The organism is Agrococcus sp. BE272 (assembly GCF_031457935.1).
GTDB classification, from domain to species: domain Bacteria; phylum Actinomycetota; class Actinomycetes; order Actinomycetales; family Microbacteriaceae; genus Agrococcus; species Agrococcus sediminis.
The window spans coordinates 124,453-149,793 of record NZ_JAVDXL010000001.1 but is presented as its reverse complement, the minus strand read 5'-3'; the positions used below and the strand labels follow the sequence as shown (position 1 = coordinate 149,793).

Sequence of the window (25,341 nt, the reverse complement as noted above, 5' to 3'; positions counted from 1 at the left end):
GGCCCCAGGCTAGGGGTCGCCGCCGACCGGGCGCGGGCGGCGCGCGGACTACGATCGAGGCCATGCAGCCTTCTGAGATCTCCGCCATCGTGCACGCCGCCGTCCGCTCCGCGGTCGCGCGACGAGCGGCCGAGGTGGAGGTCGGCGCGGGCGACATCGTGCTCGAGCGGCCCCGCAACCGCGACCACGGCGACTGGGCGACGAACGCCGCGATGCGCTTCGCGAAGAAGGCCGGCGTCGCCCCGCGCGAGCTCGCCGAGGAGGTCGCCGCCGAGCTGGCCGCGGTCGACGGCATCGAGCGCGCCGACGTCGCCGGTCCCGGCTTCATCAACCTGACGCTCGCGGCCGGCGCGGCGGGCGAGCTGGCCCGCACGATCGTGGAGGCGGGCGACGCGTACGGTTCCGGCGAGACCCTCGCGGGCGTGCGCATCAACCTCGAGTTCGTCTCGGCCAACCCGACCGGGCCCATCCACATGGGCGGCACCCGCTGGGCCGCCGTCGGCGACAGCCTGGGCCGGGTGCTCGAGAAGCAGGGCGCGCTCGTCACCCGCGAGTACTACTTCAACGACCACGGCGCGCAGATCGACCGCTTCGCGAAGAGCCTCGTCGCGGCCTTCCGCGGCGAGCCGACCCCCGAGGACGGCTACGGCGGCGCCTACATCGCCGAGATCGCCAAGCGCGTCGACGACTCGTACGACGGCGACCTGCTCGACCTCGACGACCAGACGCTGCAGGAGACGTTCCGCGAGCGCGGCGTCGCGCTCATGTTCGCCGAGATCAAGCGCGACCTGCACGAGTTCGGCGTCGACTTCGACGTCTACTTCCACGAGCACCAGGTGCAGTCCGACGGCTCGGTGCAGCGCGCGATCGACGTGCTGCGCGAGCGCGGCCACGTCTTCGAGGAGGACGGCGCGCTCTGGCTGCGCACCACCGACTTCGGCGACGACAAGGATCGCGTGATCGTGCGCTCCAACGGCGCCCCCGCCTACTTCTCCGGCGACCTCGGCTACTACCAGAACAAGCGCGAGCGCGGCTTCGAGCAGAACATCATCATGCTCGGCGCCGACCACCACGGCTACGTCGGCCGAATGATGGCGATGTGCGCCGCCTTCGGCGACACCCCGCACCAGCACCTCGAGATCCTCATCGGGCAGATGGTCAACCTCATGCGCGAGGGCGTGCCGGTGCGCATGTCGAAGCGCGCGGGCACGATCGTGACGATGGAGGACCTCGTCGACGCGGTGGGCGTCGACGCGGCCCGCTACGCGCTCGTGCGCTCGAGCGCCGACACGCCCCTCGACATCGACCTCGAGCTGCTCACGCAGCGCACGAACGACAACCCCGTCTACTACGTGCAGTACGCGCACGCCCGCATGTCGGCGGTCGCGCGGAACGCCGTCGCGGCCGGCGTCGACCGCAGCGAGTTCGACCCGTCGCTGCTGACGCACGAGTCGGAGTCGGCGCTGCTCGGCGCCCTCGCCGACTTCCCGCGCGTGCTCGCGCAGGCCGCCGAGCTGCGCGAGCCGCACCGCGTCGCGCGCTTCGCCGAGGAGCTCGCGGGGCTGTACCACCGCTGGTACGACGCGTGCCGCGTCGCGCCGCAGGGCGACGAGGAGGTCACGGCGCTGCACCGCACGCGCCTGTGGCTGAACGACGCGACCGGTCAGGTGCTGCGCACGGCGCTGTCGACGGTGGGCGTGGGCGCGCCGGAGCGGATGTAGCGGAGCCGGCCGCCGCCGGTCGAGCCGCGCGGCGGCCGGAGGCCGCTGCGCGAGTCGAGACCAGGTGTCGCAGCGTGCGCCGGAGTGGTCTCGACTCGGGCCGCGCGCGGCGCGCACGGACCGGCTCGACCAGCGGAGTGGCGGCGACGGAGTGGTCTCGACTCGGTCCGCGCGCTGCGCGCACGGACCGGCTCGACCAGCGGAGCGGCGGCGGCGTCAGGCGCGACGCGTGCGCGGCGCCGCCGCGCGGTAGGCCGAGACGCTCGGCTCGCCCGGGATCCAGAAGCGCCAGGGGAAGGCGGATGCGTCGCCGCCGGGACCGCTGACGCCCACGCGCGGACCGGTGCGGAAGGCGGGCGGGGCGTCGGCGGGGGTGAACGACCAGGCGGCGGTCATCCCAGCGCGGGCCTCCGGCCCTGCTCGACGCGCGGGGGAGTCGTCGGCGAACGCCGCACCGTCGTCGGCGAGCGTCGCACCGAGCGCCTGGGCGACGTTGCCCGGGCCGCGCGCGAGCTCGCCCCCGATGCGCGTCGCCCGGCGCACGTGCCGCCGCTCGACCGCGAGCCCGGCGCCCTCGACGACCTCGCCGGCGCGCACGAGCACGCCCCAGCCGGAGCCCTCGGGTCCCGCGACGATGTTCACCGCGTGGTGCATGCCGTAGGTGAAGTAGCAGTACACGTGTCCGCCGGGGCCGAACATCGTGGCGTTCCTGGCCGTCTTCCCCCGGAACGTGTGGGCGCCCGGGTCGTCGCTGCCGCGGTAGGCCTCGACCTCGGTGAGGCGCAGCGCGACGGCACCCGACGCATCCGCCCGCCGCAGCACGCCGCCGAGCAGCAGCGGCGCGAGCTCGACGGGGTCGCGCTCGAACCAGGCGGGGTCGGGGGAGGGCACGCCAGCACGCTACCCGCCGGTCACCGGTCGAGGATGCGTCGCTGAACGAGCACGGCGCGTCCTCGGCTCGTGGGCGCAACCACGATCCGTCCTCGAACCGTGCCACCCGGCGCGCGCCGCACGAGGCGCCCGCGTCACGCGGCGTCACGCCCGCGCCGGAGCGCGCACGCGCGTTCCGTAGGATGGAGGGCAGCGCCACAAGCGCAGACGCCGCCTGCTCGTCAGGCCCACAGCAACCACCCGGACGGAGTCCCCGTGCCGCATCCGCTCGCCCCGCAGCTGCCCGACGCAGCCGACGCCGATGCCCTCGTCGAGGGGGTGTGGCCCGCCTCCGCCGAGCGCGTCGACGGCGCCCTGCGCGTCGGCGGCGCCGACGTGCGCGCGATCGCGGCCGAGCACGGCACCCCGTTCCTGCTCGTCGACGAGGCCGTCGTGCGCGACCGGGCCCGGCGCATCCGCCTCGCCTTCGAGGCCGCGTTCGGCGACGCGGGCGTCGACGTCTACTACGCCGGCAAGGCGCTGCTCACCGCCGACGTGGCGCGGTGGATGCGCGAGGAGGGCCTCGTGCTCGACGTGGCCACCGGCGGCGAGCTCGCCGTCGCGCTGCGCGCAGGCGTCGAGCCGGCCGCCATCGGGTTCCACGGCAACAACAAGAGCGAGGCCGAGATCGCGGCCGGCGTCGAGGCGGGCGTCGGCACCTTCGTGCTCGACTCGCCGATCGAGGCCGACCGCGTCGCCGCGGCCGCGGAGCGCGCGGGCCGCGTGCAGCGCGTGCGGCTGCGCATCTCGGTGGGCGTGCACGCCTCGACGCACGAGTTCCTCGCCACGAGCCACGAGGACCAGAAGTTCGGCGTGCCGCTCGACGAGGCGCCGGCGCTCGTCGCGCGCATCCGCGAGCTGCCGAGCCTCGAGCTCGTCGGCCTCCACACGCACATCGGCTCGCAGATCTTTGACGCCGACGGCTTCGCCGAGTCGGCCCGCCGCATGCTCGCCCTGCACGCGAGCCTCGGCGCCGACGGCCAGCTGCCCGAGCTCAACCTCGGCGGCGGCTTCGGCATCGCCTACACCGCGGCCGACAGCCCCGAGCCGATCGAGGCGATCGCCGCCGGGCTCGCCGACGCGGTGCGCACCGCCGCCGACGAGCTCGGCATCCCGGTCCCGCGCATCGCGATCGAGCCGGGCCGCTGGATCGTCGGCCCGGCGGGCATCACCGTCTACACCGTCGGCACCGTGAAGCCCGTGCGCCTCGGCGAGGGCACGCGCACGTACGTCTCGGTCGACGGAGGCATGGGCGACAACCCGCGCCCCGCGCTCTACGGCGCGCAGTACTCGGCCCGGATCGCCTCCCGCTCGAGCGACGCCGAGCCCGCGCTCGTGCGGGTCGCCGGACGCCACTGCGAGTCGGGCGACATCGTCGTCGACGCCGAGTGGCTGCCCGGCGACGTCGCCCCCGGCGACCTGCTCGCCGTCGCCGCGACCGGCGCCTACTGCCACTCGCTCGCCTCCAACTACAACCTCGCGCCGCGCCCGCCCGTGCTCGCCGTGCGCGACGGGGAGGTGCACGCGCTCGTGCGGCGCGAGTCGATCGACGACCTGCTCGCCCGCGACGCCGGCCTCGAGCGCCCCGCTGGACGCCACGCATCCGCCACCACCGACGACGGAGCCGCATGAACTCGTACCGCAGCCTCCGCATCGCGCTGCTCGGCGCCGGGAGCGTCGGCGCGCAGGTCGCGCGCATCCTGCTCGAGCACGGCGACGAGCTCGCCGCCCGCGTCGGCGCGCCGCTCGAGCTCGTCGGCATCGGCGTGCGCGACGTCGACGCGAAGCGCGACGTCGAGCTGCCGCGCGAGCTGCTCACGACCGACCTCGCGACGCTCGTCGCGGGCGCCGACGTCGTCGTCGAGCTGCTCGGCGGCATCGAGCCGGCGCGCACCCTGCTGCTCGACGCGCTCGCGGCCGGCGCCGACGTCGTCACCGCCAACAAGGCCCTCGTCGCCGCGCACGGCCCCGAGCTCTTCCAGGCGGCCGAGACCGTCGGCGCGCAGGTCGCGTACGAGGCGGCCGTCGGCGGCGCCATCCCCATCATCCGGCCGCTCGAGCAGTCGCTCGCCGGCGACCGCGTGCTGCGCGTGATGGGCATCGTCAACGGCACCACCAACTTCATCCTCGACCGCATGCACACCGAGGGCTCCACGCTCGAGGACGCGCTCGCGACCGCGACGGCGCTCGGCTACGCCGAGGCCGACCCGACCGCCGACATCGAGGGCTACGACGCCGCCTCGAAGGCGACGATCCTCGCCTCCCTCGCCTTCCACACCGAGGTGCCCGCCGCGTGCGTGCACCGCGAGGGCATCACCGGGGTGACGGATGCGATGGTGCAGCAGGCGGAGCGCACGGGCCGGGTGCTCAAGCTCGTCGCCATCTGCGAGCGCCTCGAGGGCGACGCGGGCGACCGCGTCTCGGCCCGCGTGCATCCCGTCTCGCTGCCGTCGACGCATCCGCTCGCCGCCGTGCACGAGGCGAAGAACGCGATCTTCGTCACCGCCGAGGCCGCCGGCGACCTCATGTTCTACGGCGCGGGCGCCGGCGGTCCCGAGACGGCGTCGGCGGTGCTCGGCGACCTCGTCTCGATCGCGCGCCGGCACGTGCTCGGCGGCCCGGGCGGCCCGGCGTCGACGCACGCCGACCTGGCGATCGCGCCCTTCGACGAGGTGCTCGCGCGGCACGAGCTCGGGCTCACCGTCGCCGACCGGCCGGGCGTGCTCGCCGCGGTCGCGGGCCTCTTCGCCGAGCACGACGTCTCGGTCGAGTCGGTGCGGCAGGATCCGGGCGACGGCTCGGCGTCGCTCGTGCTCGGCACCCACACCGCGACCGAGGGCCGCATCGCGGCCGTGCTCGAGGCGCTCGCGGCGCACACCGACGTGGAGCGGATCGACAGCGTGATCCGGCTCATCGACTAGGAGGCATCAAGATGGCGAAGCAGGGTTCACGCAACCAGTGGCGAGGCGTGCTGCACGAGTGGGCCGACGTGCTCGGCGTGACGGATGCGTCGACGGTCGTCACGCTCGGCGAGGGCGGCACGCCGCTCATCGAGTCGAAGGCGCTGTCGGCCATGACCGACGCGCGCGTGCTCGTGAAGTTCGAGGGGCTGAACCCGACCGGCTCGTTCAAGGACCGCGGCATGACCGTCGCCGTCTCCCGCGCCGTCGAGCGCGGCGCGAAGGCGATCGCCTGCGCGTCGACCGGCAACACCTCGGCCGCCGCGGCGGCCTACGCGGCGGCGGCCGGCATCCAGGCGATCGTGCTGGTGCCCGAGGGCAGGATCTCGATGGGCAAGCTCGCGCAGTCGGTCGTGCACGGCGCGCGCATCGTGCAGATCCGCGGCAACTTCGACGACTGCCTCGAGATCTCGAAGGAGCTCGCCGACAGCTACCCGGTGCACCTGGTGAACTCGGTGAACGACGACCGCATCGAGGGCCAGAAGACCGCGGCGCTCGAGATCGTCGACGTGCTCGGCGACGCCCCTGACATCCACTGCATCCCGGTCGGCAACGCCGGCAACATCACGAGCTACTGGCGCGGCTACTCGCTCGCCGAGACGACGGGCATGGCCACGAAGCGGCCCCGGATGCTCGGGTTCCAGGCGGCGGGCGCGGCCCCCATCGTGCGCGGCGAGGTCGTGCGCGAGCCCGACACGGTCGCCACGGCCATCCGGATCGGCAACCCCGCCTCGTGGCAGCAGGCGATCGACGCGCGCGACGAGTCGGGCGGCTTCATCGGCGCGATCGACGACGCGGCGATCCTGCGCGCGCAGCGGCTGCTCGCTTCGTCCACCGGCGTCTTCGTCGAGCCCGCCTCTGCGATCTCGGTCGCGGGCCTGCTCGAGCGGCACTCGGCCGGCGAGATCCCGGCCGGCTCGACCATCGCGCTCACGGTCACCGGCCACGGCCTGAAGGACGCCGCCTACGGGCTGCGGCTCGACGACGGCTCCGAGGCCCGGCCGGAGTCGGCCGACGCCGACACCGCGCAGGTCGCCCAGATGCTGGGCCTGGCATGACGGCGGCCGAGCCGGGGGCCCGGGTGCCGCTCGGCCGCAGCGTGCGCGTGCGCGTGCCGGCGACGAGCGCCAACCTCGGCCCGGGCTTCGACACGCTCGGCCTCGCGCTCAACGTGCACGACGAGCTCGAGGTGACCGCGACCGAGGCCGGCGTGCGCGTCGACGTGACGGGCGTCGGCGCCGAGGGCGAGCACGGCGTGCCCACCGACGAGACGAACCTCGTCGCGCGCTCGCTGCTGCACGTGCTCGACCGCGTCGGCGTCGAGGCGCCGGGGCTGCGCATCACCGCGACCAACGCCATCCCGCACGGCCGCGGCATGGGCTCCTCCGGCGCAGCGATCGTCTCCGGCGTGCTCGCCGCGAAGGGCCTCCTCGAGGGCGTCGTCGACGTCACCGACGAGGACGTGCTGCGCTGGGCCACCGAGCTCGAGGGCCACCCCGACAACGTCGCGCCCGCCATCTTCGGCGGCCTCACCATCGCGTGGGTCGACGAGACCGGCCCCCGGCACAAGCAGCTCGCCGTGCACCGCGGCGTCTCGCTGCTCGTCGCCGTGCCCGAGGCGACGATGTCGACGTCGCTCGCGCGCAGCCTGCAGCCCGACGCGGTGCCGCACGCCGACGCCGTCTTCAACCTCTCGCGCTCGGCGCTGCTCGTCGCGGCGCTCACGCAGAGCCCCGAGCTGCTCTTCGACGCGACCGAGGACCGCCTCCACCAGACCTACCGCGCGAGCGCGATGCCCGAGACGAGCGCGCTCGTGCGCGAGCTGCGCGCCGCGGGCCACGCGGCCGCCGTGTCGGGCGCGGGGCCCTCGGTGCTCGTGCTCGCGAGCGACCCGGCGGCCCGCCTCGAGGCGGCCAGGATCGTCGAGGAGCGGCCCGGCGGCGCGGCCGGCGGGTGGCACGCGCGCCTGCTCGCCGTCGACATCCGCGGTGGTACAGTGGAGCCCATCCCCAGCAGCGCCGTGGCCTAGCCCGGCGGGGGAGCATCTGACTCCTCTCTCCGCAATCTGATGCGCCCGACGACCGCTCCACGGCCGTGAGCGCAGCGGGAGACATGGTCCCACGCCCGCGAGCATCGCGCGCGGGCCGACATTGAAGGAGCGCTCGCGCAATGACCAGCGAGACCATCGACAGCATCCCCGCGACCGACGACGGCGCGACCGCCCCCGCCGCAGAGGCCCCCAAGCGCCGCTCGCGCCGCGCGACCTCCACGTCGGTCGCCGCCAAGGCCGAGGCCGCCGCCGAGGCGCCGGCCGAGCAGCCCGCGCCGCAGGCGACCGCAGAGGCCCCCGCCGAGCAGGCGACGGCCGACGCGCCCGCCGAGCAGGCGACCGCCGCCGCTCCCAAGCGCCGCGCCTCGACCCGCCGCACGAAGGCGCAGCAGGCCGAGGACGCCGCCGTCGAGCAGCCGCAGGCCGAGCCCGCCGAGGCCCAGCCGGCCCAGGTGGCCCAGCCCGCCGCCGACGAGGCGCCCGCCGCCGCGGAGGGCGACGACGCCCCCGCCAAGGCCGAGCGCCCCGCGCGCACCCGCGCGAGCCGCTCGCGCTCGAAGGCGAAGGACGCCGGCGCCGACGAGACGACGGCTGCGCCCGAGGGCGCCGCCGATCAGCCCGCCGCCGAGTCCGCCGAGCGCGGCTCGGCCGACGACGCGGGCCGTGCCGGCGAGTCCCGTGCCGACGAGCCCCGGGCCGACGAGTCCCGTGCAGACGACGCGCGCCAGGCCGACCGCCAGCGCGCCGACGAGCGCCAGGCCGACGACGCATCCGGCACCGACGCCGAGGGCGACGACCAGCAGCAGCGCGAGGGCACCTCGCGCCGCCGCCGCAGCCGCGGCAAGGGCGGCCAGAACGGCCAGCAGGCTGACGAGCAGCAGCAGGACGACGAGGACGGCTCGCGCCGCCGTCGCGGCCGCGGCCAGAACGACCGCCAGAACGACCGCCAGAACGACCGCGAGCAGGGCGGCCGCGCGCAGGGCGACCGCGACCGCGACCAGGGCGGCCAGCGCGCGCAGCAGCAGGCCGACGCCGACGGCTCGCGCCGCGGGCGCGGCCGCGAGCGCACCCGCGGGCGCAGCGGCCAGGACGCCGAGCTCGAGATCCACGAGGACGACGTGCTGCTGCCCGTCGCCGGCATCGTCGACCTGCTCGACAACTACGCGTTCGTGCGCACCTCCGGCTACCTGCCCGGCCAGAACGACGTCTACGTCTCGCTCGCCCAGGTCAAGAAGCACGGGCTGCGCAAGGGCGACGCCGTCGTCGGCGCCATCAAGCAGCCTCGCGAGGGCGAGCAGCAGTCGGGCCGCCAGAAGTTCAACGCGCTCGTGCGCGTCGACTCGGTGAACGGCCAGACAGTCGAGGAGTCGCTGAACCGCGTCGAGTTCTCGAAGCTCACGCCGCTCTACCCCCAGGAGCGCCTGCGCCTGGAGACGACGCCCAACAAGCTCTCGACGCGCGTGATCGACCTCGTCGCGCCGATCGGCAAGGGCCAGCGCGGCCTCATCGTCTCGCCGCCCAAGGCCGGCAAGACCCTCGTGATGCAGGCCATCGCCAACGCGATCGCCGAGAACAACCCCGAGGTGCACCTGATGATCGTGCTCGTCGACGAGCGCCCCGAGGAGGTCACCGACTTCCAGCGCACCGTCAAGGGCGAGGTCATCGCGTCGACCTTCGACCGGCCCGCCGAGGACCACACGATCGTCGCCGAGCTCGCGATCGAGCGCGCCAAGCGCCTCGTCGAGCTCGGGCACGACGTCGTCGTGCTGCTCGACGGCATCACCCGCCTCGGCCGCGCCTACAACCTGTCGGCGCCGGCCTCCGGCCGCATCCTCTCCGGCGGCGTCGACTCGAGCGCGCTCTACCCGCCGAAGAAGTTCTTCGGCGCCGCGCGCAACATCGAGCACGGCGGCTCGCTCACCATCCTCGCGACCGCGCTCGTCGAGACGGGCTCGAAGATGGACGAGGTGATCTTCGAGGAGTTCAAGGGCACCGGCAACATGGAGCTCCGCCTCTCGCGCCAGATGGCCGACAAGCGCATCTTCCCCGCCGTCGACGTCAACGCATCCGGCACCCGCCGCGAGGAGATGCTCATGGGCGTCGAGGAGACGAAGGTCATGTGGAAGCTCCGCAGGGCGCTCGCCGGCCTCGAGACGCAGCAGGCGCTCGAGCTCGTGCTCAAGCAGCTCAAGGAGACGCAGTCGAACGTCGAGTTCCTGATGAAGGTCTCGAAGTCGGTGCCCGGCCAGCACGACAAGGACTGACGTGTTCGAGTCGGTCTCGGGGCTCATCGCCGAGCACGCCGACCTCGAGCTGCAGCTCGCCGACCCGGCGCTGCACGCCGATGCGGGCCGTGCGCGCCGGGTGAACCGGCGCTACGCGGAGCTCAGCCAGATCAAGGCGGCGCACGAGCGCTGGGTGCAGTCGACCGACGACCTCGCCGCCGCGCGCGAGCTCGCCCGCGAGGACGAGGCGTTCGCCGAGGAGGTGCCCTCGCTCGAGGAGGCGGCGCACCAGGCCGAGGAGCGGCTGCGGCGCCTGCTGATCCCGCGCGACCCCGACGACGGGCGCGACGTGATCATGGAGGTCAAGGGCGGCGAGGGCGGCGAGGAGTCGGCGCTGTTCGCGGCCGACCTCGTGCGCATGTACACGCACTACGCCACCAGCCGCGGCTGGAAGGTCGAGATGCTCGAGTCGACGCCCTCCGACATGGGCGGCTTCAAGGACGTGCAGATCGCCGTGAAGGGCTCGTCGAGCGACCCGTCCGAGGGCGTCTGGGCGTCGCTCAAGTACGAGGGCGGCGTGCACCGCGTGCAGCGGGTGCCCGCGACCGAGACGCAGGGGCGCATCCACACCTCCACCACCGGCGTGCTCGTCTTCCCCGAGGTCGATGAGCCCGAGGAGGTGCAGATCGACCAGAACGACCTGAAGATCGACGTCTTCCGCTCGTCCGGCCCCGGCGGCCAGTCGGTCAACACCACCGACTCCGCCGTGCGCATCACGCACCTGCCCACCGGCATCACCGTCTCGATGCAGAACGAGAAGAGCCAGCTGCAGAACCGCGAGGCGGGCATGCGCGTGCTGCGCGCCCGGCTGCTCGCGCGGCAGCAGGAGGAGCTGGACGCGGCGGCGTCGGATGCGCGCAGGTCGCAGATCCGCGGCATGGACCGGTCGGAGCGCATCCGCACCTACAACTTCCCCGAGAACCGCATCGCCGACCACCGCACGGGCTTCAAGGCCTACAACCTCGACACCGTGCTCGACGGCGCGCTGCAGCCGGTGATCGACTCGTGCATCCAGGCCGACGAGGAGGCGCGGCTCGCGGCTCTCGGCGGCGACGCCTGAGCCCCGCGTGAGCGCGGGACCGGGGCGGATGCGTCCCGGTCGTGCGCGCGCCGACGCGCCGCCCGCCGCCCGCGAGCGGATGGGCGGCGCCTTCTGGCGCTTCTGGAGCGTCGAGGTCGCGACCGAGACCGGCATCGGGCTCGCGGTGATCGCGCTGCAGACGATGGTCGTGCTCGACCTCGGTGGCGGAGCGACCGAGGTCGGCTGGCTGTCGTCTGCGCGGTTCCTGCCCTACGTCGTGCTCGGGCTGCTCGTCGGCGCGCTCGTCGAGGGGATGCGCCGGCGCACGGTGATGCTGGTGAGCGACGTCGTGCGCGCGCTCGTGCTCGGCGGCCTCGCGGCGGTGTGGCTCGCGGGCGGCGGCGCGCTGTGGGTGCTGCTGCTGGCGGCGGTGCTGCTCGGCGCGGCGAGCCTCGTGAACGACGCCGCGTCGCAGGCGTTCGTGCCGCGGCTCGTCGACCGCGCCCGGCTGCTGCCGGCGCACCAGCGGCTCGACGCCGGCTCGAACGCGGCGCAGTCGGCGGGCCCGGCCGTCTCGGGCGCGGTGATCGCGTGGCTCGGCGCTCCGGTGTCGCTGCTGGCCGCCGCGGCCGCGCACCTCGTGTCGGCCGGGGTGCTCGCGACGCTCCCGGTCGACGAGCCCGCGCCGCGGCGGTCCGCCGGCCTCGGGCGCGCGATCGTCGGCGGGCTGCGCTTCGTGCACCGGCATCCGCGGCTCGGGCCCTTCGCGCGCTGGACGCACGCCTGGTTCCTCTGCAACGGCGCCGCGATGACGCTGCTCGTGCCCCTCGTGCTGCTCGAGCTCGACGCGGGACCGGCGGGCCTCGGGCTCGCGCTCGGCGTGCTGGGCGGCGCGACGCTCGTGGGCACGGCCCTCGCGGGCGTCGTCGCGGGGCGCCTCGGCATGGCGCGCACGGTGATCCTCGAGCACGCGACGATGCCGATCGGGTGGGGCATGGTCGCGGCTGCGGCGCTGCTGCCGCTGCCATCGGCGCCGCTCGCGGTCGGGCTCGTGCTCGCCGGGCTGGCGGTGACGGGCGTCGCCATGGGGCTCGCGAACCCGAGCGAGATGGCGCTCCGCCAGCGCGCGACGCCCGACCGGATGCAGTCGCGGATGAACGCGACGATGCGCACCGTCAACCGCGCCATGATCGTCGTCGCGGCGCCGCTCGGCGGGCTGCTGGGCGACGCGATCGGCATCGGTCCCGCGCTCATCGCGGTCTGCGCCGGCTTCGCGCTGACCGCGATCGGCATGGCGGCGTCGCCGCTCGCTCGCGGCCGCACCGCCGCGTAGCCGTCGGGCGCGGAAGGGACGCGGAAGACGGGGGCTTGTCCGCGCACCCGGCGTGCGGGATCTTTGGCGGCAGCGGCGCGGGCACCCGCCTGGCCGCACCTCGCGAAGGAGCGTCCCATGTCTCGCAGATCCCGGACGACAGCGACCGCGGCCACCGCCGCCCTCGTGCTCGGCCTGGCGGCCCTCGGCGGCCTGCCGGCGAGCGCCGCCCCGCCCGGCGAGCCCGTCACCGTGGCGACCGGGCTCAACAACCCCCGCCAGCTGTCGATCGGCCCCGGCCACACCCTGTACGTCGCCGAGGCGGGCAGTGCGGCCGCGTGCGAGGCGATCCCGGGCGTCGATCCCGCCTACGCGCTCTGCGGCATGACGGGGTCGGTGACCGAGGTCAGCCGCTCCGGCCAGCGTCGCGTCGTCACCGACCTGCCCGCCCTCGGCTTCAACGGCGAGGTGCTGGGCGCATCCGACGTCCAGGTGCGCGGCACGAGCATCGCGGTGCTCATCGGCGGCATGGCCGGCGCGGCGACGGCGCGCGACGGCCTCGCCGACGCGTTCGCCGACTTCGGCACGCTGCAGACGGGGTCGCTGCGCTCGGCGCCGCTCACCGCGGACGACCTCGCCCTCGTGGCGGACATCAACGCCTTCGAGGTCGCGAGCAACCCCGACGGCAACGACCCGCCCGACAGCAACGCCGTGGGCTTCGCCCCGCTCGGCGCGAAGCACTGGGCGGTCACCGACGCCGGCGGCAACACGCTGCTGACCGCCGGCGACGACGGCGTGAGCACGGTCGCGGTGTTCCCGAACGGCGACCCCGTGCCCAACCCGTTCGGTCCCGGGATGATCCCGCCGCAAGCGGTGCCCACGGATGTCGCGGTCGGGCCCGACGGCGCGTACTACGTGTCGCAGCTGACCGGCTTCCCCTTCCCGACAGGCGCCTCGACCATCTGGCGCGTCACGCCCGACGGGCAGGTGTCCGCCTACGCGACCGGGCTGACGATGGTGACGAGCCTCGCCTGGCGCGATGGCGTGCTCTACGCCGTGCAGCTCGACGACGGCAGCTTCTTCGACGGGCACGTCGGATCGCTGCGCGAGGTGACGCCGGGAGGCTCGATGCACGACGCGGTCGTCGACGGGCTGTCGGCGCCGTACGGCCTGGCGATCCGCGGCACCTCCGCCTTCGTCACCGTCGACTCGGTGTCGTCGGGCGGGGGCTCGGTGCTGCAGGTCGACCTGCGCTGAGCATCGATCGGGGGTCGCACGGCGCGTCTCGGGCGCGGGCGTAGGCTCGCGCCCATGGCCCAGGTGACGCTGCTGTGCGGCCCCTCGTGCGCGGGCAAGTCGACGCTCGCGCGCGAGCTCGAGGCCTCCGGCGCGCTCGTGCTGTCGTACGACCGCGAGGCCTGGGCGCGCGGCGTGCGCGACGGGCGGCCGTCGCAGGCGCTCATGGCGCGGATCGACGCCGACTTCCTCGAGCTGCTCGAGCGGGTGCTGCCCACCGGCCGCCCCGTGGTGCTCGACGCGTCGCTGTCGACGCGCGCGGTGCGCGATCGGTGGCGGATGCGGCTGGGCGCGATGGCGGTGGAGTGCGAGCTCGTGGTCGTGCGCGCGCCGCTGCCGACGCTGCTCGACCGGGCGCACGGTCGCGAGCCCGGGCCGGAGTCCGTGGTGCTCGACGACGCGGCGCTCACCGCCTACGTCGCGGGGTTCGAGTGGCCGGGGGAGCGCGAGGCGCACCGCCTGGTCGAGACCGGCTGACGCTGCCGGGCCCCGCGCATCCGCAACCCTCGGCCCCGTGCGTGCGGCCGCCCGCGTGCCAGGATGAGCGCATGGGACCGGTGCTCGCGATGTCGCTCGGCTCGCTCGCGCTCGCGCTCGCGGCGATCGCGATCGGCGTGGTCGTGCACCTCGCCGGGCTCGGGCGCATCGCGCCGGCCGGCCCGATCGGCCTGCCCGGCGGGCGGCTGCGGGCGGATGCGACGGCCTACGCGCGCTCGCACCGCGCGGCCACGCCGCTCACGTGGCTCGCGACCTCGGTCGCGGCGGTCGCGGCGCTCGGGTCGCTCGTCGCGGGCCTCCAGGCGGGGGTCGAGGAGTGGGCCGTGCTCGCCGTGCTCGCCGCGATCGTGCTCGTCGTCGGGCTCGCGCTCGCCACCTGGCGGGCGCACGCCTCGCTGCCCGACGCGGATGGCGCCGGGTAGCCTGGTGACGAGCCCGAGGGCGGGCTCGCGGACGAGGGAGCCGTACCCGCACAGCGACAAGACGGCCGGTGGGGACTCGTCATGTCGTGGGTGATCCTGATCGCGTCCGGCCTCCTCGAGGCCGTCTGGGCTGCCGCGATGCAGTCGTCGCAGGGCTTCCGGCGCTGGCGGCCGACCGTGCTCTTCGCCGTCGCCATGCTCGCCTCGATGGGCGGCCTCGCCTGGGCGATGCTCGAGATCCCGACCGGGACCGCGTACGCGGTCTGGGTAGGGGTCGGCGCCGTCGCGACGGTCGTGCTGCAGGTCGCGCGCGGCGCCGAGCGGCTCACGCTCGTGCGCGCGCTGCTGCTCGTGCTGCTCGTCGGCTGCCTCGTCGGCCTGAAGCTGGTGAGCTGAGGTGCGGCCCCGCACCGCCTGGGCCGTGCTGCTCGGCAGCGCCGTGCTCGAGGCCGTCTGGGCGACGGCGATGGGGGAGTCGGAGGGCTTCAGCCGACCGCTCCCGACCCTGGTGTTCGCCGTCGCCGCGGTCGCGAGCTTCATCGGCCTCGAGCGGGCCGTGCGGACCCTCCCGCTCGCCACCGGCTACGCCGTCTGGACGGGCGTCGGCGGAGCCCTCACCGTGCTCTGGGCGATCGCGACGGGAGCGCAGCCATGGAGCCCCCTGACGCTCCTCTTCCTCGTCGGGATCCTGGTCGCGGTGGCGGGCCTCGCGCTCACCGAGCGCCCGCATGTCGCACCCTCGCAGCCTGGCCGCCCCGCCGCATCCGACCCCGCCTGACGCGGGGGCGAGCGGCGCCGGGGCCGCCGCGGCTCAGATCGAGTACTCGATCTGCGGCAGCTCGGCGGGGGAGGTGCGCGCCACCGGCTTCGCTGGCACGCCCACGAGCGTCGTCCCCGATGGCGCGTCGTGCAGCACGACCGCGTTCGCGCCGACCCTGACGTCGTCGCCGAGCGCGATCGGCCCGAGGACCTTGGCGCCGGCGCCCACGAGCACGCGGTGCCCGAGCGTCGGGTGCCGCTTCACGGCCGCGTTCGCCGTGCCGCCGAGCGTCACGCCGTGGTAGAGCATCACGTCGTCACCGACCTCGGCGGTCTCGCCGATCACGACGCCCATGCCGTGGTCGATGAAGAACCGCCGCCCGAGCCGCGCGCCCGGGTGGATCTCGACGCCCGTCATGAAGCGCGCGAACTGGCTGCCCGCGCGCGCGATCGAGCGCGCGCCGGCGTGCCAGAGCCGGTGGTTGACGCGGTGGGCCCACACGGCGTGGAGGGTCGAGTAGGTGAGCGCGATCGACAGCGCGCCGCGGGCGGCAGGGTCGTGCCGCCGCGCGTTCTCGATGTCCTCCCGGACGTTGAGCAGGCCCATCCGTCCTCCGCTCAGGCCAGGTCGGCGTAGATCGGCATCGACAGGTAGCGCTCGCCGGTGTCGCAGACGATCGCGACGATCGTCTTGCCCGCCGACTCGGGACGGCGCGCGATCTCGAGCGCGGCCCAGACGATCGCGCCCGAGGAGATGCCCGCGAAGATGCCCTCCTTCGCGGCGAGCTCGCGGCCGACGCGCACGGCGTCGTCGAGCTCGACGTCGACGACCTCGTCGTAGATGCCGGTGTCGAGGATCTCGGGCACGAAGTTCGCGCCGAGGCCCTGGATCTTGTGCGGTCCGGCCTGGCCCTTCGTCAGCAGCGGCGAGTCGGCCGGCTCGACGGCGACGACGCGGATCTCGGGGTTCAGCTCCTTGAGGCGGCCGCCGGCGCCGGTGATGGTGCCCCCGGTGCCGATGCCCGCGATGAAGATGTCGACCTCGCCGTCGGTGTCGGCCCAGACCTCCTCGGCGGTGGTCTCGCGGTGCACGCGGATGTTCGCCTCGTTCTCGAACTGCCGGGCGAGGACGGCGCCGGGCGTCTCGGCGACGATCTGGCGGGCGCGCTCGACGGCGCCGCGCATGCCGTCGGGGCCGGGGGTGAGCACGAGCTCGGCGCCGTAGGCCTTGAGGATCGCGCGGCGCTCGACCGACATCGTCTCGGGCATCGAGAGGATCACGCGGTAGCCGCGGGCGGCGCCGACCATCGCGAGGGCGATGCCGGTGTTGCCGCTCGTGCCCTCGACGATCGTGCCGCCGGGCTTCAGGGAGCCGTCGGCCTCGGCGGCGTCGATGATCGCGCGGCCGATGCGGTCCTTGACGGATGCGCCGGGGTTGAAGGACTCGAGCTTCACCAGCACGGTCGCGTCGGTGTCGTCGAGCCGCTGGAGGCGCACGAGGGGCGTGCCGCCGATCGTGGCGGTGATGTCGTCGAAGATGCGCGCCATGCGGATTCCTTTCATCGGGTGGAAGCAGTGCTTCTCACCATACGGGACAGCACCCGAGCAAGCGCTCCGCGGCGGCTCCGCATTCCCGCAGGGCGCGGGCCCCTCGCGGCACTACCGTGGTGCCGTGACGGAACCGACGGTCGGCGATGCGGTGCGGCAGGCGCGCACGCGCCTCTCGGCCGCGGGCATCGAGGGCCCGGACGCCGAGCTGCTCGCCGCGTGGGCCGCAGGCAGCGGGCTCGGCGAGATCCGCGTCGACATGGCGATGGGCCGCTCGTTCGCGGCGGATGCGCTGGCCCGCTTCGCGCACGCGGTCGCGCGCAGGGAGGCGCGCGAGCCGCTGCAGCGCATCACGGGCCTCGCACCGTTCCGGCACGTCGACCTGCGGGTCGGGCCAGGCGTCTTCACCCCGCGGCCCGAGACCGAGCTGCTCGTCGACGTCGTGCTCGAGCACGTGCGCGGTACGGCCTCGCCGCTCGTGCTCGACGTGGGCACCGGCACGGGCGCCGTCGCGATCGCGCTCGCGCGCGAGGCCGGAGCCCGGGTCGTCGCCGTCGAGCAGAGCCCCGCCGCCTACGTCTGGGCCCGCCGCAACATCGCCGAGCTCGCGCCCGGCACCGTGCTGCTCCACGCCGACGCGCGCGACGTCGCGGCGCTCGCGGCCGTCGGGGTGCAGCCCGGCTCCCTCGACGCCCTCGTGTCGAACCCGCCCTACGTGCCGGCCGCATCCGTGCCCGCCGACCACGAGGTGCGGGCCTTCGACCCCCACGGCGCGCTCTACTCGGGCGCCGACGGGCTCGACCTCATCCGCGACCTCGCGCCGCTCGCGGCCGACCTCGTCGCCCCCGGCGGCATCGTCGCGGTCGAGCACGCCGAGCACCAGTCGGCCGCCGTGCGCGGCATGCTCGAGGACGCCGGGTTCACGGATGCGCGCACGCGGGTCGACCTGACGGGTCGCGACCGCGTCACCTCCGCCGTCCGCTGACGGCCCCGGCGGGCGCTCCCGGGCGGCACTACGATTGCGGGGTGGCCGCCACGATCTACGACTGCTCCGACCCCGCATCCCTGCTCGACGGGGTGCGCGCGGCGCGGACGGCGATCGCGGCCGGCCAGTGCATCGTGATGCCGACCGACACGGTCTACGGCATCGCCGCCGACGCGTTCTCGCACAGCGCCGTCGCGGGCCTGCTCGCGGCGAAGGGCAGGGACCGCGGCTTCCCGCCGCCCGTGCTCGTCGCCGACCGGCACATGGCCACCGCGCTCGCCGAGTCGGTGCCCGCGGCGATCGAGCCGCTGCTCGACGCGCACTGGCCTGGCCCCCTCACCGTCATCCTGCGCGCGCAGCCCTCGCTCACCTGGGACCTCGGCGACACCGGGGGCACCGTCGCGATCCGGGTGCCCGACCACCCGATCGCGATCGGCCTGCTGCGCGAGACGGGGCCGCTCGCGGTCTCGAGCGCCAACCTCCACGGCATGCCGGCGCCGACCGAGGCGGCAGCCGCGGCCGAGATGCTCGGCGACCGCGTCGCCGCGGTGCTCGACGCGGGCGCCGTGGGCGGCAGCGCGGCGCCGGGGGAGCAGAACGGCTCGACGATCCTCGACTGCTCCGCCGAGGGCGTCGTGCGCATCGTGCGCCAGGGCGTGCTGCCGCGGGAGACCGTCGCGGCCGCGCTCGGCGAGCTGCTCGCCCCGGAGTGACGCCGTGATCTTCCTGCTCATCACCGCGGTCGCGGCGGTCGTGACCTTCTTCGCGACCCGCGTGGTGCTGGCAGTGGCGCTCAAGCACGGCATCCACCCGCCGGTGCGCGACCGCGACGTGCACTCGCGGCCGACGCCGCGCCTCGGCGGGGTGGCGATGTGCATCGGCGTGCTCGGCGCGTTCGGCGTCGCCGCCCTCATCCCCGAGCTCTCGGGCGTCTTCGCCGAGCCCGCCCGCATCTGGACGCTGCTGGCCGGCGCGGTCGCGATCTGCGGCATCGGCGTGCTCGACGACCTCGTCGACCTCGACTGGATGCTGAAGCTCGGCGCGCAGATCCTCGTCGCCACCGGCGTCGCGCTCTTCGGCGTGCAGATCGTGAGCCTGCCGATCGCCGGCATCACGGTGCCGTCGGCGACCACCGCGATCATGTTGACGGTGCTCATCATCGTGCTCGTCATGAACGCGCTGAACTTCATCGACGGGCTCGACGGCCTCGTCGCGGGCACCACGATCATCGGCTCGACGGCGTTCTTCGGCTACATCTTCATCATCAGCCAGAACCTCGGGCAGCAGAACGCCTACTTCTCGCTCGCGAGCCTCATCACGTCGATCATCGTCGGCGTCTGCCTCGGCTTCCTGCCGGTGAACTGGCATCCCGCGCGCATGTTCATGGGCGACGGCGGCGCGCTCATGCTGGGCCTCCTCACCGCCGCGAGCGCCATCGCCGTCACCGGGCAGATCGACATCGGCACGATGGGCGGGCGCAGCCAGATCCTGCCCGCGTTCATCCCGGTGCTGCTGCCGCTCGCGATCCTGCTGCTGCCGCTGACGGACTTCGTGCTCGCGGTCGTGCGGCGCCTCCTCAACGGCTCGAGCCCGTTCACGGCCGACCGCAAGCACCTCCACCACCGGCTGCTCGACATGGGGCACTCGCACCTCGGCGCGGTGCTCATCTTCTACGGCTGGACCGGGGTCGTCTCGGTCGGCTGCCTCGTCTTCCTGATGCAGCCGTGGTGGGTGGCCGTCGCTATCATGGGCGTCGGGTTCATCGTGTGCGCCCTGCTGACGGCGGCGCCCGTCAGCCGCAGGGTGTGGCGCACGTTCCTGCGCGTGCTGCGCGAGCGCCGTGCAGCTCGCAGGGGACTCGAGCCGACCACGATCGACGCCCGCGTCGAGACCAGCATCGACCAGGGGGAATCCCGGTGACCACCAACCAGATCATGCAGCGCATCCTGCTGTGGGGCGGCATCCTCGCCGCCGCCGTGGCCGTCGTGGGCGGGATCGTCGGCTGGCTGCTCGCCGCCGGCGCCGGGGTCGCCTCGGCGCTCGTGGGCACCGCCCTCGCGATCGTCTTCTGCATGCTCACGGCCGCGAGCATCCTGCTCGCCTTCAAGGTCTCGAAGGGCGCCATGATCTCGGGCGCGTTCTTCGGCATCGTGCTGGGCGGCTGGCTCGTGAAGTTCGTGCTGTTCATCGTGCTCGTGTTCGTGCTCGGCGACCAGGACTGGCTGCACCGCGGCGTCGCCTTCGGCGCCCTCGTGGCGGCGGTCATCGGCTCGCTCGTCATCGACTGCGTCGTCATCATGACGAGCCGGCAGCCGACGATCGACAGCGACGCCGACGACGAGACCCAGGGCCGCCCGGCCCGCGGCGCGCAGGCCTGAGCGACGACCGGCGGGGCGCCGAGCCGCGCCGCGTTCTGGTAGTGTCGTTCCTGCTCCCCCCACTGCTCCGCTCACCATCGAGCGCGTCCGCGCGAGGGGGCGCACCGACGTCGAGACGGCGCCAGGCGCCATGAGGTTGAGGAAGAGACGCTGAACGCCCCTTTGTCGCTGCTGGCCTCTGCTGGAACCGAGCCCGAGCCGTTCCACCCGCCGTCGATCGCGGAGTTCTTCCCGCAGATCTTCCTGTTCGACGAGCCCACGATCGCGTGGCTCGGCGCAGAGGACCCGATCTTCGGCATCAACCGGATCATGCTCATCCGCCTCATCTCGGCGACGGCGATCATCCTCATCTTCGTGCTCGGCACGCGGCGGATGCGCCTGGTCCCGACGCGGGGGCAGAGCCTGGTCGAGATGGGCCTCGGCTTCGTCCGCGACGGCATCGCCTACGACCTGCTCGGCGAGAAGGACGGACGCCGCTTCCTCCCGCTCATCACCACCATCTTCTTCATGGTGCTGTCGATGAACGTGACCGGCATCATCCCCTTCTTCAACATCGCGGGCACCTCGGTGATCGGCGTGCCGCTGCTGCTGGCGCTCATCGCCTACGTCGCGTTCATCTACGCCGGCGTCAAGAAGCACCCGGGCGCCTTCTTCAAGAACGCGCTGTTCCCGCCCGGCGTGCCGTGGCCGCTCTACATCATCGTGACGCCGATCGAGTTCGTCTCGACCTTCGTGCTGCGCCCCATCACGCTGACGCTGCGACTCATGATGAACATGGTCGTCGGCCACCTGCTGCTCGTGCTGTTCTTCTCGGCCACGCACTTCTTCTTCTTCTCCGCCGGCGGCCTCTACACGCTGTTCGGCGCAGGCACCCTCGCCCTCGGCTTCGCGTTCACGCTCTTCGAGCTGCTGGTCGCGGTGCTGCAGGCCTACGTCTTCGCCCTCCTGACCACCGTCTACATCCAGCTCGCGCTGGCTGAAGAGCACTGACCCTCCGGGCAACCGGAACCGCAGAAAGGAAACACCGTGGACAACGCCACGACCGTTCTCGCCGAGATCAACGGCAACATCGCGACCGTCGGCTACGGCCTCGCGGCCATCGGCCCCGCCATCGGCGTGGGCATCGTCGTCGGCAAGACGATCGAGTCGGTCGCGCGCCAGCCGGAGCTGCAGGGCCGCCTGACGGTCCTCATGTACATCGGCATCGCGTTCACCGAGGCGCTCGCCTTCGTCGGCATCGCCACGTACTTCTTCATGGTCTGAGGCACTGATGCTCGCATCAGACCTCTTCCTGGCGGAGGAGGAGGGGGAGCAGAACATCCTCCTCCCCGCCTTCTACGACATCCTCTGGTCGGCGGTCATCTTCACCGTCCTCCTGCTGGTCTTCTGGAAGGTCGTCCTCCCGCGCATGCAGGCGCTGCTCGACGAGCGCGCCGCTGCCATCGAGGGCGGCATCAAGAAGGCCGAGGAGGCGCAGGCCGAGGCCGCTGCGGCGCTCGAGTCGTACAACACGCAGCTCGCCGCCGCGCGCGCTGAGGCCAGCCAGATCAAGGATCGTGCTCGCGCAGACGCCGCCAAGATCGAGGCCGACCTGAAGGCTCGTGCGAACGACGAGGCCGAGCGCATCACCGCGCAGGCGCACCAGCGCATCGAGGCCGAGCGCCAGGCAGCCTTCTCCTCCCTGAAGACCGAGGTCGGCACGCTCGCCCTCGACCTGTCGGAGAAGGTCGTCGGCGAGTCGATGGACGACAGCCGCTCGGCTGCGATCGTCGACCGCTTCCTGGCCGACCTCGAGCGCGACGGGGCGAACCGCTAGTGGGCAGCGCGACCAGCCAGGCGCGAGCCGGCATCGAGGGCGCCGTCAGCGCGCAGCCGCAGGCTGGGCTCGACGACGCGCGCGACCTGTTCCGGGCGTCGCGCGCCGTCGAGCGGAGCCCCCAGGTGCTCTCGTCGCTGGCCGACCCCGCCTCGACGCCCGACGCTCGCGCGGCTCTCGCAGCGCGCGTGCTCGGGCAGCTCGGCGCACCGGCGGTCGCGATCGTCGCGCACCTCGCGCGCCAGCGCTGGTCCGCTCCCGCCGACCTGCTCGCGGGCATCGACGACGCGGCCATCCGCATCGCCGTGCGCTCGTCGCACGCCGACGTCGCCGGCGAGATCGCCTCGTTCGAGCGCACCGTCGCCTCCGACGCGCACCTCGAGCTCGCGCTCGGCGGGCTGCTCGGCTCGGCCGACGCCAAGGCGGCGCTCGTCGAGCGGCTGCTCGGGGGCCGGGCGAGCGAGGCGACCGCCTCGATCCTCGACCACCTCGTGCGCGCGCCTCGCGGCCGTCGCATCGGCCAGCGGCTGCGCAGCACGGCGAAGCAGGTGGCCGAGGCCACCGGCAGCTCGCTCGCGACCGTCACGACGGCCCGCGAGATCCCCGCGGCGCAGCTCGACCGACTCCGCGTCGGCCTCGAGCGGCAGTACGGCCGCGCGCTGCAGCTCCAGCAGATCGTCGACCCGGCCGTCCTCGGCGGCCTGCGCGTCGCGATCGGCGACGACGTCATCGACGGCACCGTCCGTTCCAAGTTCACCGACCTGCGCCTGAAGCTCGGCTAGGTCGACAGCCCACCAGAGGAAGACACATGTCAGAGCTCACCATCAGCCCCGACGAGATCAAGGGCGCACTCGCCGACTTCGTCTCGTCCTACGAGGCGTCCGCCTCGACGACGGCCGAGGTCGGCACCGTCATCGACGCCGCCGACGGCATCGCGCACGTCGAGGGCCTCCCCGGCGTCATGGCCAACGAGCTCGTCCGCTTCGCGGACGGCACGCTGGGCCTCGCCCAGAACCTCGACGAGTCCGAGATCGGCGTCGTGGTGCTCGGTGAGTTCGCCGGCATCGAGGCCGGCATGGAGGTCACCCGCACCGGCGAGGTGCTCTCGGTCCCCGTGGGCGAGGGCTACCTGGGCCGCGTCGTCGACCCGCTCGGCAACCCGATCGACGGCCTCGGCCAGATCGCCTCGAGCGGCCGCCGCGCCCTCGAGCTGCAGGCGCCCGGCGTCATGCAGCGCAAGTCGGTGCACGAGCCGCTCCAGACCGGCATCAAGGCGATCGACGCGATGATCCCGGTCGGCCGCGGCCAGCGCCAGCTGATCATCGGCGACCGCCAGACCGGCAAGACGGCGATCGCGATCGACACGATCATCAACCAGAAGTCCAACTGGGACTCGGGCGATGTCAACAAGCAGGTGCGCTGCATCTACGTCGCCGTCGGCCAGAAGGGCTCGACCATCGCCTCGGTGAAGGGCGCCCTCGAGGAGGCCGGCGCGATGGAGTACACCACCATCGTCGCCTCGCCCGCGTCCGACCCGGCCGGCTTCAAGTACCTCGCCCCCTACGCCGGCTCGGCCATCGGTCAGCACTGGATGTACGAGGGCAAGCACGTCCTGATCATCTTCGACGACCTGTCGAAGCAGGCCGAGGCCTACCGCGCCGTGTCGCTGCTGCTCCGCCGCCCGCCGGGCCGCGAGGCATACCCGGGCGACGTGTTCTACCTGCACTCCCGCCTGCTCGAGCGCTGCGCGAAGCTCTCCGACGAGCTCGGCGCGGGCTCGATGACCGGCCTGCCGATCATCGAGACGAAGGCCAACGACGTCTCGGCGTACATCCCGACCAACGTGATCTCGATCACCGACGGCCAGATCTTCCTCCAGTCCGACCTGTTCAACGCCAACCAGCGCCCCGCGGTCGACGTCGGCATCTCGGTCTCGCGAGTCGGCGGCGACGCCCAGGTCAAGTCGATCAAGAAGGTCTCCGGCACGCTCAAGCTCGAGCTCGCCCAGTACCGCTCGCTCGAGGCGTTCGCGATGTTCGCCTCCGACCTCGACGCGGCCTCGCGCCGTCAGCTCGAGCGCGGCGCGCGCCTGACCGAGCTGCTGAAGCAGCCGCAGTACTCGCCGTACCCCGTCGAGGAGCAGGTCGTCTCGATCTGGGCCGGCACGAACGGCAAGCTCGACACGGTGCCCGTGAACCAGGTGCTGCAGTTCGAGTCCGAGCTGCTCGAGCACCTGCGAAGCAACAGCTCGGTGCTCGGCACGCTCCGCGAGACCAACGTGCTCGACGACGCGACGCTCGCGACGCTCGAGTCCGAGGTCGACGAGTTCGTGAAGAACTGGCAGGGCAAGCCGGAGTCGAGCATCACCGACCCGGGCACGGAGTCCGACAACCCCATGGTCGAGGACGTCAACCAGGAGCAGATCGTCAAGGGCCGTCGCTGACGCGAGCTCGCTGAGGAGGCGGAATGGGAGCCCAGCTCCGGGTCTACACGCAGAAGATCAAGTCTGCGCAGACGACCAAGAAGATCACGAAGGCGATGGAGCTCATCGCTGCATCGCGCATCCAGAAGGCGCTCGCACGCGTGCACGCGTCGACGCCGTACGCCAGGGCGCTGACGCGCGCCGTGAGCGCGGTCGCCACGTACTCCAACGAGGCGCACCCGCTCACGGTCGAGCGTCCGCAGCTCAAGCGCGCGGCGATCGTCGTGCTGACGAGCGACCGCGGCCTGGCCGGCGCGTTCAACTCGCAGATCATCCGCGAGGCGAGCGAGCTCCGGGCGAAGCTGGAGTCCGAGGGCAAGGAGGTCGACCACTACCTGGTCGGCAACAAGGCCGTCGGCTACTTCAAGTTCCGCAAGCGCGCGTCCATCCAGGCGTGGACGGGGCAGTCGGAGACGCCGAGCCCCGAGCTCGCGCAGGAGATCGCCGAGGCGGTGCTCGAGGCGTACGTCTCCGAGCAGGTCGATGAGATCCACATCGTCTACAACCGCTTCGTCAGCATGATGACGCAGGAGCCCACCTCGGTGCGGCTGCTGCCGCTGGAGGTCGTCGAGGCCGAGAGTGCCGAGAGCGCGGAGCACTTCCCGCTGTACGAGTTCGAGCCCGAGCCCGCACAGGTGCTCGACGCGCTCCTGCCGGTGTACGTCGAGAGCCGCATCTTCAACGCCCTGCTGCAGTCGGCCGCCGCGAAGCAGGCGGCGACGCAGAAGGCCATGAAGTCGGCCTCCGACAACGCCGACAAGCTCATCACCGACTACACCCGCCTGCGCAACAACGCGCGCCAGGCCGAGATCACGACGCAGATCTCCGAGATCGTGGGCGGCGCGGACGCCCTCGCCTCGGCGAAGTAGCCACGAAAG

General features: G+C 73.5%; 26 protein-coding genes and 1 riboswitch. Of the genes, 23 read left to right on the top strand and 3 right to left on the bottom strand.

Features of this window, described 5'->3' with window-relative positions; genetic code table 11:
* Positions 1-62: 62 nt before the first annotated feature.
* On the top strand, positions 63-1,721 hold the full coding sequence (gene argS, locus J2X49_RS00690; protein ID WP_310121279.1) for an arginine--tRNA ligase: 1,659 nt from the start codon (positions 63-65) through the stop codon (positions 1,719-1,721).
* A gap of 216 nt (positions 1,722-1,937) precedes the next feature.
* On the opposite strand, the gene J2X49_RS00685 is transcribed toward argS, so the two are convergent.
* Positions 1,938-2,612 (bottom strand): DNA-3-methyladenine glycosylase, encoded by a 675-nt coding sequence (locus J2X49_RS00685; protein ID WP_310121276.1) that lies wholly within the window; start codon positions 2,610-2,612, stop codon positions 1,938-1,940.
* Positions 2,613-2,867: 255 nt separating this feature from the next.
* Here J2X49_RS00685 and lysA point away from each other — a divergent pair, with 255 nt between their 5' ends.
* From lysA to J2X49_RS00625, 12 genes are all read left to right on the top strand, one after another.
* Positions 2,868-4,283, top strand: a complete 1,416-nt coding sequence (lysA, locus tag J2X49_RS00680) for a diaminopimelate decarboxylase (RefSeq protein WP_310121273.1) — start codon at positions 2,868-2,870, stop codon at positions 4,281-4,283.
* Positions 4,280-5,572, top strand: coding sequence for a homoserine dehydrogenase (locus J2X49_RS00675; RefSeq protein WP_128188982.1), 1,293 nt, complete (start codon positions 4,280-4,282; stop codon positions 5,570-5,572). Before lysA ends, J2X49_RS00675 begins: the two co-directional genes overlap by 4 nt.
* 11 nt (positions 5,573-5,583) lie before the next feature.
* Positions 5,584-6,669, top strand: coding sequence for a threonine synthase (thrC, locus tag J2X49_RS00670; protein WP_310121267.1), 1,086 nt, complete (start codon positions 5,584-5,586; stop codon positions 6,667-6,669).
* The gene (gene thrB, locus J2X49_RS00665; protein WP_310121265.1) at positions 6,666-7,640 is read left to right on the top strand and encodes a homoserine kinase; all 975 of its coding nucleotides are present in this window, start codon (positions 6,666-6,668) and stop codon (positions 7,638-7,640) included. The genes thrC and thrB overlap by 4 nt, the downstream gene beginning before the upstream one ends.
* Positions 7,641-7,780: 140 nt before the next feature.
* A complete protein-coding gene (gene rho / locus J2X49_RS00660) occupies positions 7,781-9,925 on the top strand; it encodes a transcription termination factor Rho (RefSeq protein WP_310121263.1) in 2,145 nt (714 codons plus the stop codon).
* Between the two features lies 1 nt (position 9,926).
* Entirely contained in the window at positions 9,927-11,006 is a 1,080-nt protein-coding gene (gene prfA, locus J2X49_RS00655) for a peptide chain release factor 1 (protein WP_310121260.1), read from the top strand.
* 7 nt (positions 11,007-11,013) lie between these two features.
* Positions 11,014-12,300, top strand: coding sequence for an MFS transporter (locus tag J2X49_RS00650; RefSeq protein ID WP_310121257.1), 1,287 nt, complete (start codon positions 11,014-11,016; stop codon positions 12,298-12,300).
* Positions 12,301-12,417: 117 nt separating this feature from the next.
* Positions 12,418-13,536, top strand: coding sequence for a ScyD/ScyE family protein (locus J2X49_RS00645; RefSeq protein ID WP_310121255.1), 1,119 nt, complete (start codon positions 12,418-12,420; stop codon positions 13,534-13,536).
* Positions 13,537-13,590: 54 nt separating this feature from the next.
* Entirely contained in the window at positions 13,591-14,052 is a 462-nt protein-coding gene (locus tag J2X49_RS00640; protein ID WP_310121254.1) for an ATP-binding protein, read from the top strand.
* Positions 14,053-14,123: 71 nt separating this feature from the next.
* On the top strand, positions 14,124-14,495 hold the full coding sequence (locus J2X49_RS00635) for a hypothetical protein (RefSeq protein WP_310121251.1): 372 nt from the start codon (positions 14,124-14,126) through the stop codon (positions 14,493-14,495).
* 6 nt (positions 14,496-14,501) lie between these two features.
* Positions 14,502-14,565, top strand: a riboswitch (guanidine-III (ykkC-III) riboswitch).
* 11 nt (positions 14,566-14,576) lie between these two features.
* Positions 14,577-14,891, top strand: a complete 315-nt coding sequence (locus J2X49_RS00630) for an SMR family transporter (protein ID WP_310121249.1) — start codon at positions 14,577-14,579, stop codon at positions 14,889-14,891.
* 1 nt (position 14,892) lies between these two features.
* Positions 14,893-15,273, top strand: coding sequence for a multidrug efflux SMR transporter (locus J2X49_RS00625; protein ID WP_310121247.1), 381 nt, complete (start codon positions 14,893-14,895; stop codon positions 15,271-15,273).
* 33 nt (positions 15,274-15,306) lie between these two features.
* Here the strand turns inward: J2X49_RS00625 and epsC are convergent, their stop codons facing one another.
* Positions 15,307-15,861: a serine O-acetyltransferase EpsC gene (gene epsC, locus J2X49_RS00620; RefSeq protein ID WP_310121245.1), complete on the bottom strand. Its 555-nt coding sequence runs from the start codon at positions 15,859-15,861 to the stop codon at positions 15,307-15,309.
* A gap of 11 nt (positions 15,862-15,872) precedes the next feature.
* Positions 15,873-16,802, bottom strand: a complete 930-nt coding sequence (gene cysK, locus J2X49_RS00615) for a cysteine synthase A (RefSeq protein WP_310121242.1) — start codon at positions 16,800-16,802, stop codon at positions 15,873-15,875.
* 124 nt (positions 16,803-16,926) lie between these two features.
* Here cysK and prmC point away from each other — a divergent pair, with 124 nt between their 5' ends.
* From prmC to J2X49_RS00565, 10 genes are all read left to right on the top strand, one after another.
* Positions 16,927-17,787 (top strand): peptide chain release factor N(5)-glutamine methyltransferase, encoded by an 861-nt coding sequence (gene prmC, locus J2X49_RS00610; RefSeq protein WP_310121240.1) that lies wholly within the window; start codon positions 16,927-16,929, stop codon positions 17,785-17,787.
* 41 nt (positions 17,788-17,828) lie between these two features.
* Positions 17,829-18,500 (top strand): L-threonylcarbamoyladenylate synthase, encoded by a 672-nt coding sequence (locus J2X49_RS00605; protein ID WP_310121237.1) that lies wholly within the window; start codon positions 17,829-17,831, stop codon positions 18,498-18,500.
* Between the two features lie 4 nt (positions 18,501-18,504).
* Entirely contained in the window at positions 18,505-19,707 is a 1,203-nt protein-coding gene (locus tag J2X49_RS00600; RefSeq protein ID WP_310121234.1) for an MraY family glycosyltransferase, read from the top strand.
* Entirely contained in the window at positions 19,704-20,165 is a 462-nt protein-coding gene (locus tag J2X49_RS00595) for a hypothetical protein (protein WP_310121231.1), read from the top strand. Before J2X49_RS00600 ends, J2X49_RS00595 begins: the two co-directional genes overlap by 4 nt.
* Positions 20,166-20,327: 162 nt before the next feature.
* Positions 20,328-21,155: a F0F1 ATP synthase subunit A gene (gene atpB / locus J2X49_RS00590; protein WP_396130679.1), complete on the top strand. Its 828-nt coding sequence runs from the start codon at positions 20,328-20,330 to the stop codon at positions 21,153-21,155.
* Between the two features lie 36 nt (positions 21,156-21,191).
* Positions 21,192-21,428 carry an ATP synthase F0 subunit C gene (gene atpE, locus J2X49_RS00585; protein ID WP_281439987.1) on the top strand — a complete coding sequence of 79 codons (237 nt, stop codon included), beginning with the start codon at positions 21,192-21,194 and terminating at the stop codon, positions 21,426-21,428.
* A gap of 7 nt (positions 21,429-21,435) precedes the next feature.
* A complete protein-coding gene (locus J2X49_RS00580; RefSeq protein WP_310121229.1) occupies positions 21,436-21,981 on the top strand; it encodes a F0F1 ATP synthase subunit B in 546 nt (181 codons plus the stop codon).
* Positions 21,981-22,763 carry a F0F1 ATP synthase subunit delta gene (locus J2X49_RS00575; protein WP_310121225.1) on the top strand — a complete coding sequence of 261 codons (783 nt, stop codon included), beginning with the start codon at positions 21,981-21,983 and terminating at the stop codon, positions 22,761-22,763. The genes J2X49_RS00580 and J2X49_RS00575 overlap by 1 nt, the downstream gene beginning before the upstream one ends.
* A gap of 26 nt (positions 22,764-22,789) precedes the next feature.
* The gene (gene atpA, locus J2X49_RS00570; RefSeq protein WP_246990669.1) at positions 22,790-24,424 is read left to right on the top strand and encodes a F0F1 ATP synthase subunit alpha; all 1,635 of its coding nucleotides are present in this window, start codon (positions 22,790-22,792) and stop codon (positions 24,422-24,424) included.
* A 23-nt stretch (positions 24,425-24,447) separates the two neighbouring features.
* A complete protein-coding gene (locus J2X49_RS00565; protein WP_128190154.1) occupies positions 24,448-25,332 on the top strand; it encodes a F0F1 ATP synthase subunit gamma in 885 nt (294 codons plus the stop codon).
* Positions 25,333-25,341 lie beyond the last annotated feature (9 nt).

What these genes read in the sequence shown, in the direction of transcription:
- argS (WP_310121279.1), top strand. Translation starts at nt 63, where the DNA reads ATGCAGCCTTCTGAGATCTCCGCCATCGTGCACGCCGCCGTCCGCTCC.
- J2X49_RS00675 (WP_128188982.1), top strand. Translation starts at nt 4,280, where the DNA reads ATGAACTCGTACCGCAGCCTCCGCATCGCGCTGCTCGGCGCCGGGAGC.
- thrC (WP_310121267.1), top strand. Translation starts at nt 5,584, where the DNA reads ATGGCGAAGCAGGGTTCACGCAACCAGTGGCGAGGCGTGCTGCACGAG.
- thrB (WP_310121265.1), top strand. Translation starts at nt 6,666, where the DNA reads ATGACGGCGGCCGAGCCGGGGGCCCGGGTGCCGCTCGGCCGCAGCGTG.
- rho (WP_310121263.1), top strand. Translation starts at nt 7,781, where the DNA reads ATGACCAGCGAGACCATCGACAGCATCCCCGCGACCGACGACGGCGCG.
- J2X49_RS00645 (WP_310121255.1), top strand. Translation starts at nt 12,418, where the DNA reads ATGTCTCGCAGATCCCGGACGACAGCGACCGCGGCCACCGCCGCCCTC.
- J2X49_RS00640 (WP_310121254.1), top strand. Translation starts at nt 13,591, where the DNA reads ATGGCCCAGGTGACGCTGCTGTGCGGCCCCTCGTGCGCGGGCAAGTCG.
- J2X49_RS00635 (WP_310121251.1), top strand. Translation starts at nt 14,124, where the DNA reads ATGGGACCGGTGCTCGCGATGTCGCTCGGCTCGCTCGCGCTCGCGCTC.
- J2X49_RS00630 (WP_310121249.1), top strand. Translation starts at nt 14,577, where the DNA reads ATGTCGTGGGTGATCCTGATCGCGTCCGGCCTCCTCGAGGCCGTCTGG.
- epsC (WP_310121245.1), bottom strand. Translation starts at nt 15,861, where the DNA reads ATGGGCCTGCTCAACGTCCGGGAGGACATCGAGAACGCGCGGCGGCAC.
- cysK (WP_310121242.1), bottom strand. Translation starts at nt 16,802, where the DNA reads ATGGCGCGCATCTTCGACGACATCACCGCCACGATCGGCGGCACGCCC.
- J2X49_RS00580 (WP_310121229.1), top strand. Translation starts at nt 21,436, where the DNA reads ATGCTCGCATCAGACCTCTTCCTGGCGGAGGAGGAGGGGGAGCAGAAC.
- atpA (WP_246990669.1), top strand. Translation starts at nt 22,790, where the DNA reads ATGTCAGAGCTCACCATCAGCCCCGACGAGATCAAGGGCGCACTCGCC.
- J2X49_RS00565 (WP_128190154.1), top strand. Translation starts at nt 24,448, where the DNA reads ATGGGAGCCCAGCTCCGGGTCTACACGCAGAAGATCAAGTCTGCGCAG.